11 protein-coding genes are annotated in these 14,114 nt (G+C 67.6%); 7 read left to right on the forward strand and 4 right to left on the reverse strand.

Annotated elements, in window-relative coordinates:
- Positions 1 to 155: 155 nt before the first annotated feature.
- From ACZ7CD_RS40080 to ACZ7CD_RS40105, 6 genes are all read left to right on the forward strand, one after another.
- Positions 156 to 368, forward strand: a complete 213-nt coding sequence (locus ACZ7CD_RS40080; protein WP_360402063.1) for a DUF5988 family protein — start codon at positions 156 to 158, stop codon at positions 366 to 368.
- 51 nt (positions 369 to 419) lie between these two features.
- The gene (locus tag ACZ7CD_RS40085; RefSeq protein WP_470381053.1) at positions 420 to 1,904 is read left to right on the forward strand and encodes a DHA2 family efflux MFS transporter permease subunit; all 1,485 of its coding nucleotides are present in this window, start codon (positions 420 to 422) and stop codon (positions 1,902 to 1,904) included.
- A gap of 8 nt (positions 1,905 to 1,912) precedes the next feature.
- Complete coding sequence (locus tag ACZ7CD_RS40090) at positions 1,913 to 2,101, forward strand: helix-turn-helix domain-containing protein (RefSeq protein WP_470381047.1); 189 nt, start codon at positions 1,913 to 1,915, stop codon at positions 2,099 to 2,101.
- Positions 2,102 to 3,548: 1,447 nt separating this feature from the next.
- Positions 3,549 to 4,499, forward strand: a complete 951-nt coding sequence (locus ACZ7CD_RS40095) for an arabinan endo-1,5-alpha-L-arabinosidase (protein ID WP_470381048.1) — start codon at positions 3,549 to 3,551, stop codon at positions 4,497 to 4,499.
- 45 nt (positions 4,500 to 4,544) lie between these two features.
- Positions 4,545 to 6,041 (forward strand): family 43 glycosylhydrolase, encoded by a 1,497-nt coding sequence (locus tag ACZ7CD_RS40100; RefSeq protein ID WP_470381049.1) that lies wholly within the window; start codon positions 4,545 to 4,547, stop codon positions 6,039 to 6,041.
- Positions 6,042 to 6,112: 71 nt separating this feature from the next.
- Positions 6,113 to 7,495, forward strand: a complete 1,383-nt coding sequence (locus tag ACZ7CD_RS40105; RefSeq protein ID WP_470381050.1) for a glycoside hydrolase family 43 protein — start codon at positions 6,113 to 6,115, stop codon at positions 7,493 to 7,495.
- On the opposite strand, the gene arfA is transcribed toward ACZ7CD_RS40105, so the two are convergent.
- The 4 genes from arfA to ACZ7CD_RS40125 form a co-directional block, all read right to left on the reverse strand.
- Positions 7,489 to 8,994 carry an arabinosylfuranosidase ArfA gene (gene arfA / locus ACZ7CD_RS40110; RefSeq protein ID WP_470381051.1) on the reverse strand — a complete coding sequence of 502 codons (1,506 nt, stop codon included), beginning with the start codon at positions 8,992 to 8,994 and terminating at the stop codon, positions 7,489 to 7,491. The two genes, ACZ7CD_RS40105 and arfA, sit on opposite strands and share 7 nt — an antisense overlap.
- Before the next feature lie 7 nt (positions 8,995 to 9,001).
- Positions 9,002 to 9,865, reverse strand: coding sequence for a carbohydrate ABC transporter permease (locus ACZ7CD_RS40115; RefSeq protein WP_360402084.1), 864 nt, complete (start codon positions 9,863 to 9,865; stop codon positions 9,002 to 9,004).
- Positions 9,862 to 10,827 (reverse strand): carbohydrate ABC transporter permease, encoded by a 966-nt coding sequence (locus ACZ7CD_RS40120; RefSeq protein WP_360402087.1) that lies wholly within the window; start codon positions 10,825 to 10,827, stop codon positions 9,862 to 9,864. Before ACZ7CD_RS40120 ends, ACZ7CD_RS40115 begins: the two co-directional genes overlap by 4 nt.
- 61 nt (positions 10,828 to 10,888) lie before the next feature.
- On the reverse strand, positions 10,889 to 12,184 hold the full coding sequence (locus ACZ7CD_RS40125; RefSeq protein ID WP_360402090.1) for an ABC transporter substrate-binding protein: 1,296 nt from the start codon (positions 12,182 to 12,184) through the stop codon (positions 10,889 to 10,891).
- A 392-nt stretch (positions 12,185 to 12,576) separates the two neighbouring features.
- Here ACZ7CD_RS40125 and ACZ7CD_RS40130 point away from each other — a divergent pair, with 392 nt between their 5' ends.
- Entirely contained in the window at positions 12,577 to 13,608 is a 1,032-nt protein-coding gene (locus ACZ7CD_RS40130; RefSeq protein ID WP_470381052.1) for a LacI family DNA-binding transcriptional regulator, read from the forward strand.
- Positions 13,609 to 14,114 lie beyond the last annotated feature (506 nt).

Below are 14,114 nucleotides of genomic sequence, written 5' to 3' on the forward strand. Positions count from 1 at the left end.
ATGATCGTCGTCGGCGGCGTCATCCCGCCACAGGACTTCGACGAGCTGCACGCGGCGGGAGCGGCGGCGATCTTCCCACCCGGCACCGTCATCGCGGACGCCGCCAAGGACCTGCTCCAGAAACTGATCGTCCTATGAGAAACCAGAGGGTTCCGATGAACATCCAGATCCAGGCGCTCGACCAAGGCAACCACATCCACGTCGTGCTGGAGGGCGGTCCGGGGAACATCACCATCCCGGAACAGGTCACCGTCGACCGAGGGAAGATCAAGCTGCCGTGCCGCGGCGGTCACGAGCACTTCGAGCGGGTGTCCGAGGACAAGCCCTCGGTCTTCCGCTGGACCATGCGCACCTCGCTCGCCGAGTGAGCAGCGGTCTGAGGAAGTGGCCGTGCAGGGTGGACAAGAGTTGGGATGACCATGGGGTCGAAGATCGGCACGACTGACACGTCGAACCCAGGCGGCGGACCTGCGGGCCCGGGAACAGGTGCGACGCCGCAGCCGGTGGTGAATGCCAGGCTGGTGATCTGGCTGCTGGCCGGCTCGGTGTTCGTGATGATCCTGAACGAGACGATCATGAGCGTCGCGCTGCCGGTGCTGATCGTCCAACTGCAGGTGTCCACGGGCACTGCTCAATGGCTGACCAGTGGTTTCCTGCTGACGATGGCGGTGGTCATCCCGATCACCGGTTTCCTGCTGCGGCGCTTCCCCGCGCGGGCGGTCTACCTGACGGCGATGAGCCTGTTCTCGATCGGGACGCTGCTGGCGGCGCTCGCACCGGGCTTCGGTGTGCTGCTGGCAGCGCGGGTCGTGCAGGCGAGCGGGACGGCGGTGATGACGCCGCTGCTGATGACCACGATCCTGACCCTGGTCCCGGCCGAGCGCCGAGGTCAAACCATGGGCACGCTCACGATCGTGACCGCGGTGGCGCCGGCCGTCGGCCCGACGCTGTCCGGCGTGGTCCTTTCGACTCTGGGCTGGCGCTGGCTGTTCTGGGTCGTGCTGCCGATCGCGCTGGTAGCGCTCGCGGTGGGCGCCATCTGGCTGCGCCTGCGTGACGAGCGCACCGACCCGGTACGCCTCGACGTGCTGTCCGTGCCGCTGTCCGCGGTGGCGTTCGCCGGGCTGGTGCTCGGGCTGTCGCTGATCGGGGAGAGGGCGCACGGTGCGGGAAATGGGATTCCGCCATGGGTGCCACTGGTCCTCGGCGCGGTGTCGATGGTCGCGTTCGTTGCCCGCCAGCTGCACCTGCAACGCCGGGGACGGGCGCTGCTGGACCTGCGCCCGTTCTCCGATCGGCGCTTCACGGTGTCGCTGGTGCTGATCATGGTCGGGTTCATGTCGATGTTCGGCATGATCATCCTGCTGCCGCTGTACATCCAGAACGTGCAGGAACGCAGTGCGTTCGTGGCCGGGTTGATGCTCCTGCCGGGGGGCCTGCTGATGGGCGTCCTCGGCCCGATCATCGGGCGTGCTTACGACCGCTACGGCGCCCGGTACCTGGTCGTGTCCGGTGCGGTCCTGCTGAGCGCGGCGCTGTGGACGATGTCGACCCTCGACGCCGAATCCTCGATCTGGGAGGTCGTGCTCCTCTACACCGCGGTCACGGCCGCCCTGTCCGCGATGTTCACACCCCTGATGACCGACTCGCTGGCCACCCTGCCCACCGACCTGTACTCCCACGGCAGCGCGATCCTGGCAACGATCCAGCAGGTCGCCGGTGCGGCCGGCACGGCGCTGTTCGTGACCGTGGTGACGCTGTCGTCGGTCACCGGCGGGACACCGGACGTTCCTGGAGTGCAGACAGCGTTCACAGTCGCCGCAGCCATCTCGGTGGTGGTCGTGCTGGCGTCGTTCCTGACCAGCCCGAAGCCCCAGGTCGACCGCGGAGACGCCGGCCTCTGACCGTAGGAATGGTTGTGCGGGGATGTCGCTGTGCCCAAATCCTGCTCCAGGAACTCCGCGGCCATGTCGTGCGGGTCGCTCGTGACCGCGAGCCTGGTGTGACGGTCGAGCAGATCGCCGAAGATTCCGGGGTGCACCCGACAACGTTGTTCAAGTGGCTGCGCCGAGCTCGGTGCGAGCCGGGCTGGTTCGGCTGAGCTGCGTGAGGCGTGTGCGCCGATCAAGCTGCTGGAGCAGGAGAACGAGGTGCTGCGCCGTCGCCGCCCTGTTGGGCGTTGGCCATCCACGTCGTCGTGCTGGTCGCGGAGATCTGCGTGCTGCTCGTCCTCGGGGCTTGAACTCATCGACGCCAGCACACTGGTCGCTGCGACGCTGGGGCCTGCTCGCACCCAAAAAAGCCCACTGACCTGGGCTTTCATCCAGAATCAGCGGACTGGTTCAGATCGTCGGGACGACAGGATTTGAACCTGCGGCCCCTTGATCCGCAGGGTGGATCGGATTATGTCGTGACCTGCGGATACGTTGAATCGGCAGGTCATGGCGGCACAGTTGGACGCACTTGAGTGCAGCTTGATCCTGTTGCCACGCCTTGACTTCTCCCAATTTCCTCCCATCTTTCCCCATGACGCGTCCGTGTCGACCGCGGTGGCGCGCGGTTGGTGGTCGACCTGATTCCCACGTGCCGCATGGCGCACCGGCCGAGATCACCGTGACGCATGACCTGGCCGGCACGCCCTTGAGGATCGTGCTATCAGCGAGCGTGTCGTAGAACCACTCCGACTGCGGGGGTCGGCCTCAGAGTCATCACGCGTGCTCGTCTTGCGACCTAGCGCGTCATAGGTGTACGGCCAAATCTGTCCTTCGCCCGGTTCGGCGGCAGACGCATCCAGCTCTGGGCAACGAATCCGGTTGGCCGGAACGACGAGAAAAGGTCAGCACTCGCGACAACGTGGACAGCGCCGGCTTGAGGTGGCACCAACGCTCGACGCGAAGCACTCAACCTGGACGCCGAGCTCGACGAGGCGATGGCGTTGTTCTGGTGGCGAGATGCGGTGTCGGCAGGCGTCTGGGACATCGTCACCGCGACCGGCCTCAACCGATCAAGGTCTTCGATGTCCGCGGAGCAGCTGCCGAGCATGAGCAGGTGCGCACCTGCCCGGGAGAGCCGCGGCGCCGCCAGATCCCACAGCACCCGCCGATGTGATCGCTAACATCACGTCGCCGAGCCAGTTCGTCCCCGTTTCAGTTGATCATCAGTTTTCGTAGCTCAACAGTATTTCGAAACTTGCATGGTCGAAAAATTCGACATCACAACCACTGTTAGCGATAACAGAAGGTCTTGTCGACCGTGCCGGTCCTCGATATCGTGCTAAAAGCGCATCCGGAGTTATAGCCCGGAACACGACCGGTGGTGCACTCAGGTTCCCGCTCGCGAGGAGGCGAGGCATGGGCTCACTCCCGCGGACGACTTTCCGGGCTGCCGACGTCCTGGTCCTGCGCAGATCACCACACCGGCACCGGACGTTCTTCCGCTTGCGCTGACACCGCTCGACTCCACCAGCCGAGACCGCGCCGCTCCGGATCGGCAGGAACCCGCGCCGCCGCAACCACTCGCCAGAAATCGAGGACATCGTGGTCTCATCGATGAAACGCGTTCTGATACCCCTGCTGGCTTTGGCCGTCACCGTTGCGGTGACACCGTCCGCGTCGGCGGCCTACCCCGCCCCAGGCCGGGTCACCGGTGACATCGGCGTGCACGACCCGAGTACCGTCAAGCGCTCGGACGGCAGCTACCTGCTCGCGCACACCGGCAACGGAATCGCGCTCAAGACCTCCACCGACCGCACCGCGTTCCGCAACACCGGCGCCGCCTTCCCCAACGGCACGCCATGGGCCAACACCTACACCGCGAACAGCCGCAACCTCTGGGCGCCGGACATCTCCTACCGCAGCGGCCAGTACTGGATGTACTACTCGGCCTCGACGTTCGGCTCGAACCGATCGGCGATCTTCCTGGCCACCAGCCCCAGCGGCAACTCCGGCACGTGGACCAACCGCGGTCTGGTCGTCGAGTCGCGCACCAGCGACAACTTCAACGCCATCGACCCCGACCTCGTCGTCGACGACCAGGGCCGCTGGTGGCTGAGCTTCGGCTCCTTCTGGTCCGGCATCAAGATGATCGCGCTCAACCCGTCGACCGGTCTGCGTTCCGACTCCACGATCCGCGCGCTCGCCGGTCGCAACGGCGGCGCGATCGAGGCGCCGAACATCGTGAAGCGCGGCAGCTACTACTACCTCTTCGTCTCGTTCGACCGCTGCTGTCAGGGCGCCGCCAGCACCTACCGCGTCATGGTCGGCCGCTCCACCAGTGTCACCGGCCCCTACGTCGACCGCAACGGCACGGCGCTGACCTCCGGCGGCGGCACCGAGGTCCTCGCCGGTCAGGGCAGCATCCACGGTCCGGGGCACCAGGACGTGCTGGCCGACAGCGACAGCGACGTGCTGGTCTACCACTACTACGCGGACAACGGCGCATCCCTGCTCGGCATCAACCTGCTGGCGATCGACTCCGCCGGCTGGCCCTACGTCCGCTGATCGAACACAACCGACACCCGTGCAGCGGCCCGCAGGGAGAAAAGCATGATCTCGACCATCAGCCGCCGTGAACGACGGCGAACCACCCTCGTCCTGCTCGCCACCACCGCGTTGCTCGGCGGGATCACCTCCGCCCTGCCACCGGCGGTGTCGGCGGCCACAGTGGACACCAACGCGTCGTACGTGCTGGTCAATCGCAACAGCGGCAAGGCCATGGACGTCTATGACCTCGCTACGAACGACGGCGCCCGGATCGCGCAGTACACGCGCAACGACGGGGCGTGGCAGCAGTGGCAGTTCGTCGACTCCGGCGGCGGCTACTACCGGCTCAAGTCCAGGCACAGCAACAAGGTCCTTCAGTTCTCGGGCGGCTCGACCGCTGACGCCGCTGACCTGGTGCAGTGGACCGACAGCAACGCGACCAGTCAGCAGTTCCGGCTCGCGGACTCGTCCGGTGGGTACGTGCGGCTCCTCAACCGCAACAGCGGCAAGGCCGTGGAGACCTACGAGTGGTCCACCGCCGACGGTGCCAGGGTCGTGCAGTGGCCGGACACCGGGGGCGCGAACCAGCAGTGGCAGCTGGTGAAGCTGGGCGCTCCGGCGGCGGGAACGTTCACCAACCCGGTCAAGCGCAACGGCCCTGACCCGTGGCTGCAGTACCACAACGGGTACTACTACCTGGCGACGACGACGTGGAACTCCACGATCACCATGCGGCGGTCGCGCACCCTCGCCGGGCTGTCGAGCGCCGCCGACCAAGTGATCTTCAACCTGGCAGGCCGCCCGAACGGGTGCTGCAACATGTGGGCACCGGAGTTCCACCTGCTGAACGGCCGCTGGTACTTCTACTACGTCGCCGGGCAGAACGTGCCGGACTACAACCCCACCCAACGGCTGCACGTGCTGGAGTCCTCCGGCACCGATCCCATGGGGCCCTACAGCTTCAAGGCCGACCTGGGCAACACCTGGGAGCTGGACCCGAGCATCCTGCAGCACGGCGGCAAGCTGTACCTGATGGGCAGCGCGATGGACGGCACCCAGTCGCTGACCATCACCCCGATGTCGAACCCCTACACGCTCAGCGGCGCGCGGCGCACGATCAGCCAGTCGACGCTGTCCTGGGAACGGCAGACGGGTGCGGTCAACGAGGGCGCGGAGCCGCTGTACCGCGACGGGAAGACGATGATCGTGTACTCGGCCAGCGCGTGCTGGGGTCCCGACTACAAGCTGGGACTGCTCACGCTCACCGGCTCCGACCCGCTCAACCGGTCGCACTGGACGAAGTCGCCGAACCCGGTGTTCCAGCGCAACGACGGCAACGGCGTGTTCGCCCCCGGCCACAACGGGTTCTTCAAGTCGCCCGACGGCACCGAGGACTGGATCGTCTACCACGCCAACGACAGCGCCTCCGGTGGCTGTGACATGAACCGGTCGACGCGTGCCCAGAAATTCACCTGGAACTCCGACGGCACGCCGAACTTCGGCACCCCGGTCCGCCTCGGCACGCAGCTCGCCGCTCCATCCGGCGAACCCGCGGCCTGACCGACCACCCCTCCGATGGCCGGCGGCCCTCGCCGCCGGCCATCCCCCACCGCTCCCGACAGGAGACGTCCGTGCTGCAACGACGCACTTTTCTCGCCGGTGGAGTGGCCTCAGTCGCCCTGGCAGGCGCGAACCGGCTCCCCGCGCTCGCCGCACCGGGTGACACCGCCTACGTGATGGGCTACTTCACCGAGTCGCCCGGCAAGGTCGCCGACCGGTACGCCCTGCACCTGGCGGTGAGCACCGACGGCCTGAACTGGATGCCGCTCAACCAGGGCAACCCGGTGGCCACTCCCACCGCGGGCACCAGGGGCCTGCGGGACCCGTTCATCATGCGCAAGCAGAACGGCGGGTTCGTCGTGCTGGCCACCGACCTGACCGGCACCGACTTCACCCGCCAGAACCAGTACATCCACGCCTGGGACTCGGCCGACCTGCGGTCGTTCACCGGGTACCGGAGGCTGAAGATGCACTCCATGCCGACCCACACGTGGGCACCGGAGGCGTTCTGGGACGCCTCGCGCAACCAGTACGGCATCCTCTATTCCGCCAACAGCGGCGGCCGTGACGCCTTCTACGTCAACTACACCAAGGACTTCGTCAACGTCGGCACCCCGCAGCTGTTCTTCGACCCCGGCTTCAACGTCCTCGACGCCACCGTGCACGTCGGCAAGGGGGTCAACTACCTGTACTACAAGAGCTTCAGCGACGGCCGCCTCTACGGCGCCCGGTCCGCCACGCTCACCCCGCGCAGCTTCGACCGGGGCACCTACACCGCCGGCGTGGTGAGCGGCGGAATCGAGGCCCCGATCGTGGCGAAGGCCCACGACCGCAACGAATGGTGGCTGTGGGGCGACTCGTTCTCCCCCGTCAACGGCGAGCTGTACGCCTGGCGCTCTGCCGACATCGCCACCGACTCGTGGTCGCCGCTGACCAAGGCCCAGTACACCCAGCCGCTCAACGCCAAGCACCCCACCATCTGCGGCATCACCGCGACCGAGTACAACGGCCTGGTCAACCGCTGGGGTGCGCCCGCCTGGAACCGGATCAAGTCCTACAACTTCTCCGATCACCTCATCCGGCACTCCGGTAACGCCGCCCGCATCGACCCCTATCCGTTCGACCCGTACCAGGACGCGATGTGGCAGCTCGTCCCGGGCCTGGCGGCCTCGGCCGGCATCTCGTTCCGCTCGGTCAACTACCCGGACCGCTACCTGCGCCACGCCGACTACGCGCTCGTCCTGGCGGCGAACGACGGCAGCGCGACCTTCGCCGCCGACGCCACCTTCCACCGGGTCGCGGGACTCGCCGACCCGGCGTGGACCTCGTTCCGCTCCCACAACTTCCCCGACCGCCACATCCGGCACTCCGGGTACGTCCTGCGCATCGACCCGATCTCGACCGGGTCGGCGGCGGCTGACCGCCAGGACGCCACCTTCCGCGTCGGCTACTGACCGCCGGTGAGGCGGACGGCGGTCCAGGACCTGGGCGGCAGGACCATGTGCAGGTCGCCGTCGGCGACGTCGGCTTGCCGCGGTCGTGGGACGACACGGTCAGGATCGGCCTCGGTGTTGGTCGCCGCACCGTCCTCGTCGTGCACGGACCACGCCTCGGCCACCGCCACCTCCCCGAACGCCGACAGGTCCGCACGGAGCTCCACCGGTTCGGTCTGGTGCCGGTTGACCGCGAACACCACCGTGTCGCCCGTTCCTGGGTCGTGCGTCGCGACCGCGTCCACGACGGGGACGTCACCGAAGCGCTTGGTCGAGTACACCGGCGAGGACGTCTCCACCCGCAGCACCTGCCCGCGCGCCAGCCGCGAGGTCAACGCGAACGGGTGGAAGATCGTCTGCCGCCACGCCGGCCCGTCCGGCTCGCTGCGGATCGGCGCGATCACGTTGACCAGCTGTGCCTGGCACGCCACGGCCACCCGGTCGCTGTGCCGCAGCAACGACATCAGCAGGTTGCCGACGACGACCGCGTCGTTCACGTCGTACTGGTCCTCGATGACCCGCGGCGCGACCTCCCACTCGGTGCGCGGCGTGTCGTGGAACCGCTGCATGTACCAGACGTTCCACTCGTCGAACGACAACGTGATCCGCTTGTCGCTCTTCAGCCGCGCGCCGACCGCGTCCGCCGTGGCGACGACCCTGTCGATGAACCGGTCCATGTCCACCGCGGAGGCGAGGAAGCTGTCCACGTCACCGTCCAGCACCTCGTAGTAGGCGTGCAGGGAGATGTGGTCCACCTCCTCGTACGCCAGCTCCAGCACGATGGACTCCCACTCGCCGAAGGTGGGCATGGCCGAGTTCGAGCTGCCGCACGCCACCAGTTCCAGGTCCGGCTCGGCCTGCCGCAACGCACGAGCCGTCTCGGCGGCCAGCCGTCCGTACTCGTGCGCGGTCTTGTGGCCGAGCTGCCACGGACCGTCCAGCTCGTTGCCCAGGCACCACAACTTCACCCCGTGCGGCGCCTCGGACCCGTTCGCCCTGCGCAGCTCCGACAGGTGCGTACCGCCTTCGTGGTTCATGTACTCGTGCACGTCGAGCGCTTCGGCGACACCGCGGGTGCCGAGGTTCACCGCGTACATCACCTCGACGTCGGCCTTGCGTGCCCAGCGGACGAACTCGTCGATGCCGACCTCGTTCGTCTCGAGGCTGTGCCACGCGAGCTCGCGGCGCACCGGCCGCCCGGCGACCGGGCCGACGCCGTCCTCCCAGCGGTAACCGGAGACGAAGTTGCCGCCGGGATACCGGACCAGCTCGACCCCGAGCTCACGGGTCAGTTCCAGCACGTCGCCCCGGAAGCCGTCCTCGTCGGCGGTTGGATGCCCTGGCTCGTAGATGCCGGTGTAGACGCAGCGGCCCATGTGTTCGACGAACGACCCGAAGAGCCGGCGCCGCACCGGCGCGATGACGTAGTGGGGATTGAGGACCAGGGAAGCGTTGAGCACGGTTCTCCTACTTCAGAGCGCCTGCCGCCGCCCCGCTGCGCCAGAAGCGCTGCAACAGGACGAAGGCGATGACGAGCGGGACGATGGCCAGCAGAGAGCCGGTGACGACGAGGTTGAACAGCATCCGGTTCCCGGCGTCCTGCTGCGCGGTGTTGAACCAGGTGGTCAGTCCGACGGTCAGCGGGTACAGGTCGGCGTCGCTGAGCATCACCAGCGGCAGGAAGTAGTTGTTCCACGTCGCGACCAGGGTGAACAGGAAGACGGTGACGAGGGCGGGACGCATCATCGGCAGCACGATCTGCCAGAAGATGCGCAGCTCGCTCGCCCGGTCGATCCGGGCGGCGTCGATCAGCTCCGCCGGCACGCTCTCGTCCACGTAGACGCGGACCAGGTACGCACCGAACGGGCTGAGCAGCGACGGCAGGACGACCGCCCACATGGTGTTGACGAGGTCGAGCTCGGACAGGATCAGGTACGTCGGCAGCACCAGCGCGGTGGCCGGCACCATGATCATGCCGAGCAGCGCGGTCTCGAAGAACCGCTTGCCCAGGAACGTGAACCGCGCCAGCCCGTAGCCCGCGGCGGCGGCGAGCGCGGTCGCGCCCAGAGCGCTGAGCCCCGAGTACAACGCCGTGTTGACCAGCCACCCGCCGTAGACGCCGCCGTCCTCGTGGAACAGCTGCTCGATGTTCTCCAGCAGGTTGAAGTCGGCGAACCACAGCGCCGGGCTGTCGAGCAGGTCCGGCTGGCTCTTGGTGGCCGCGATGACCACCCAGAGCAGTGGCACCAGGAAGTACAGGATGCCCGCGCCCATCAGCACATGTGGAAGCCAGGTCTTCGCCGTCGTGTCGCCGGCTGTGCCGCTGGTCATGAGCGTGCTCCCCGCCTGCGGCTGACGAACACGAACGCGTAGGCCACCACGAACACCAGGAAACCGAGCGCGAACGAGAGTGCGGCCGAGTAGTTGAAGTCCGAGTAGGCGAAGGCCTGGTTGTAGGCGTAGAGGTTCGGCGTGTAGCCGGCCGAGACCTGCGGCGCGAACCGGGCCATGATCTGCGGTTCGGTGAAGAACTGCATGGTGCCGATGACGGTGAAGATCACGGCCAGCGAGATGGCCTGCCTGATCGCGGGAACCTTGACCCGCAACGCGATCTGCACCGGCGTCGCCCCGTCGATGACCGCGGCCTCGTACATCTCGCGCGGCACGCCCTGCAACGCCGAGTACAGGATGATCATGTTGTAACCGGTCCACGCCCAGGTCACGATGTTGCCGAGCGACACCAGCAGCAGCGAGGAGCTGAAGAAGTCGATCGGGTCGCCGCCGACGAGCGTCGGCAGATCCGCGAACGGACCGAACGTGCGGCTGTACAGGAAGCCCCACATGAGCGCGCCGACGACGGCCGGCACGGCGTAGGGCATGAACGCGATGAGCCGGAACGCCAGGGCGAACCTGGTCGTGACGGCGTCGAGCGTCAACGCTCCGGCCAGCGCGATGCCCAGCATGACGGGGATCTGCACCAGTCCGAAGAGGACGACCCGCAGCAGGCCGTCCAGCAGCACCGGATCGGTGAACGCGCGCACGTAGTTGCCGATGCCGGTGAACCGGGTGCCGAGCGCGAGGCTCTTGCTGGACAGGCTGAGCCAGAACGCGTAACCGAGTGGCACGACCAGAAACGCCACGACGACGAGGAAGAACGGCAGTACGAACAGCGCTCCGGCCACCGGGTGCTCGGTGACCCGGCGCGGCTTGCGCCGTGGCCGGTGCTCGACCGGACGGGGAGACGGCGGCAGGTCGTCGGCCGCGGGTGCCGTGATCGGTGATGACCGCGTCACGGGAAACCTCCTGGACTGGGGGTCTGCCGCGACCCGTGGGTCGCGGCAGACCTCGGGTGCACTAACGGCTGACCTTGAAGCCCTGCTTCTCGGCGTACGCGATGACGTTCTTCTGCGTCTCCCCCAGCACCGTGCTCCACCGCCTGCTGCCCGACATCGCCTCGGCGGTGCGGTCGTTCAGGTCCTTGAAGACGAAGTCCTGGAACGGCGTGTACTGGAACTCACCGAGCTTCTGCGACACCGGCACGAAGATCTCGTTCACCTTCTGCCCGTTGAAGAAGTCGTACGCCTTGCCGGTGAACGCCGGGTCGGCCGCGACCTCCTTCGCCAGCGGGTAGAGGAACGCCTTGTTCAGCCCGATGTCCCACGCGGCCTTCGAGCGGCCGAACAGCTCGCGGGCCACCGTGGTCGCTGCCTTCGGGTTCTTGGCCTGCTTGGTCACGGTGAACGTCGAACCGCCCCAGTCGCCCTGCTCGTCGGCGCCCGCGGTCCACTGCGGCATCGGCGCGACCGCCCACTTGCCCGCGGTGTTCTTGAGCGAGCCGGCCACGTATCCGGGTGTCCAGCCGGCCGCGGCCCAGGTCCAGTACTTGCCGGAGTCGAGCGCCGCGGTGGCGTCGGCGGTGAAGAACTTGTCCTGGGCCATCTGCCCCTTGCTCACCAGGTCGCCGTACAGGTTGACGACCTTCTCGCACTCGGGTGCGGTCAGGTTGATCTTCACCTGGTCCTTGGCCTTGGCCTGCGAGTAGCCGTACGGCCGGCAACCCGCCTGCCACATCAGCCCGTTGAGCCAGCCGCCGTCGCTGCCGAAGCTCGCGATGTAGGCGTTCGGATCGACGGCCTTGATCTTCGCGGCCGCGTCGGCGTACTCCTGCCAGGTCGTCGGCACCGGGATGCCGTGCTGGTCGAAGAGGTCTTTGCGGTACATCAGCGCCATCGGTCCGCCGTCCACCGGGATGGCGTAGACCTTGTCGCCGTCGGTGGCCTGGCTCCACGCCCATTCGGCGTAGAGGCTCTTGTCGTCGTTGGCGCCGTGCTGCCCCATGTCCACCAGTGCGTCGAGGATGACGAACGTCGGGATCTGCTGGAACTCGACCATCGCGACGTCCGGCGCGCCCTTGCCGGCGGTGAACGCCGTCTTCAGCTTGGCGTACTGGTCCGGGCCGGTGCCGACGTTGGTCCAGTCGACCTGGATGTCGTCGTGGGAGGCGTTGAACGCGTCGACCACGGCCTTGAACTCCGGGTACCAGGCCCAGACCGACACGCGCACGGGTCCGTCGGCGTCGTCCACGGCACCGCCGCACGCGGCCACGGCGAGCAGGCCGGTGGCGACGAGCCCTGCACGGAGTTTCGCCATCCATCTGGTGCCGAGCATGAGTAGCGCCTTTCCGTCGCGGCATGCGTCAGTGCATGCTCGATCGCCGTCACGGTGAGTGATCGGAAATGCGGTGACCCCGTGAGGCACGAACCGAGGACCGCTGAGGTCGTGAGGTGCTGCACCACGGTTGGCGGGAGGGAGCGGATCGACCGGTACTGCCACCGTGGCGGTTGGGTCTTGCTGCGCTGCAAAGCACTATGTACTGGCTTTTGCCGCGCTGCAAGACCCAATCTGACGTAGTTCGAGCCAGATGCGGATGCGGTCCCACGACACTCGGAAGACCGGGACTTGTCGTGGCGGGGATCGGCAGGCACACTGCGCTGCAGCGCTGCAGCGGTGGGCCGCCGCGCCGGTCTCGACGGAGTGAGTACATGCGCGATGCCACGCTGCGTGACGTTGCTGAGCTGGCTGGTGTGTCCGCACGCACGGTGTCTAACGTGGTCAACGGCTACGCCCCGGTCACCGACCCCACCCGCGAGAAGGTCGAGAAGGCGATCAAGGAGTTGGGCTACCGGCCCAACGTGCTGGCCCGCAACCTGGCGAACGGCCGGTCAGGGCAGATCGCGGTGGTGGTTCCCTTCCTGGACGTGCCCTACTTCTCCGAGCTGCTGCAGGCGATCATCCCGAAGGCCCGTGAGCGGGGCTACCACGTGCTGATCGACCAGACCGACGGCGATCCCACCCACGAGCGAGAACTGATCCGGCGCGGCGCACGGGCGGCCCTGTTCGACGGGATGATCTACAGCCCGCTCGGCCTCGCGCAGGGGGACCTGGCCGAGAGCGACCCGACGTTCCCGCTCGTCCTGCTCGGTGAGCGGTCGTCCAACGCTTTCTTCGACCACGTCGGCATCGACGACGTCGAGGCATCCCGTGCGGCCACAGCGCATCTGATCGGCCTGGGCAGGCGCCGGATCGCCGCGATAGGCGATCAGCCGTACCCGACCGGCGAGGCGGCGCAGTTGCGCACCCTCGGGTACCGGCAGGCCCACGCGGACGCCGGTCTCCCGGTCGACGAGTCGCTGATCGTCCAGACGCGCCGGTTCAACCGCGCCGCCGGTGCGGCCGCCATGCGGGCGTTGCTCGATCGGGACGACCCACCGGACGCCGTTTTCGGCTACAACGACACCGTGGCGCTCGGCGCGTTGCACGAGGTGCTGGAACGCGGGCTGCGCGTGCCCGAGGACATCGCGGTGATCGGCTACGACGACATCGAGGAAGGCCGTTACGCCAACCCGGCGATCAGCACCATCTCGCCGGACAAGGACGCCATCGCCACAACAGCGGTGGAACGGCTGCTCCTGCGCATCGGCAGCACGGATCCACTGCCCGGCATAGAGGTGCGCGCCCCGCACCGGTTGATCGCCCGCCACAGCACGCTGGGGCGCGCACCTCGCGTCAAGTGATGGACGAGCCGTTGCCGGTCGCGAAGCAGCCGTTCGGCACATCGGCGAACGCGGCTCCTGGCCGGAAGGCCTCCGGGAGGTCCGTCTCCAGGAACTCGGCAGCCTCGTGCGGAGTGGCGAACCTCGGCTGGCTCGGTCACGGCGATCCACTGCTCGCACAGGCGCCAGAACGCGTAGAGGAACCGCATCGCGAAGCTGTCGTCGTGGTCCTCGATCTCGCTGCCCAGCGTGTGCTCACCGATCACCCGATCCTCATCGATTCCCAGTTGGTGCCGGGGTCGGCTGTCACGCGCGCGAGACCAAACCACCCCTGGACGACAGCACCGCTGCTCCGCCTCATCCTTCGGTGGTTCCGAACCCGTGCGTGGACACGGCGGAGCCGGGCGGGACACCGCACAGGGCGGCACCGTCCGCTACCCGACCTCGGGCTTCCTCGACCGGGTCACCAAGGAACTGGTCATCAACGTCGTCAGCCTGCTCAACCGCAGCCGCTACTCCATGACCCA

The organism is Lentzea sp. NPDC036949, from assembly GCF_055608075.1.

What these genes read in the sequence shown, in the direction of transcription:
- ACZ7CD_RS40085 (WP_470381053.1), top strand. Translation starts at nt 420, where the DNA reads ATGGGGTCGAAGATCGGCACGACTGACACGTCGAACCCAGGCGGCGGA.
- ACZ7CD_RS40080 (WP_360402063.1), top strand. Translation starts at nt 156, where the DNA reads ATGAACATCCAGATCCAGGCGCTCGACCAAGGCAACCACATCCACGTC.
- ACZ7CD_RS40100 (WP_470381049.1), top strand. Translation starts at nt 4,545, where the DNA reads ATGATCTCGACCATCAGCCGCCGTGAACGACGGCGAACCACCCTCGTC.
- ACZ7CD_RS40115 (WP_360402084.1), bottom strand. Translation starts at nt 9,865, where the DNA reads ATGACCAGCGGCACAGCCGGCGACACGACGGCGAAGACCTGGCTTCCA.
- ACZ7CD_RS40125 (WP_360402090.1), bottom strand. Translation starts at nt 12,184, where the DNA reads ATGGCGAAACTCCGTGCAGGGCTCGTCGCCACCGGCCTGCTCGCCGTG.
- ACZ7CD_RS40095 (WP_470381048.1), top strand. Translation starts at nt 3,549, where the DNA reads ATGAAACGCGTTCTGATACCCCTGCTGGCTTTGGCCGTCACCGTTGCG.
- ACZ7CD_RS40130 (WP_470381052.1), top strand. Translation starts at nt 12,577, where the DNA reads ATGCGCGATGCCACGCTGCGTGACGTTGCTGAGCTGGCTGGTGTGTCC.
- ACZ7CD_RS40090 (WP_470381047.1), top strand. Translation starts at nt 1,913, where the DNA reads ATGGTTGTGCGGGGATGTCGCTGTGCCCAAATCCTGCTCCAGGAACTC.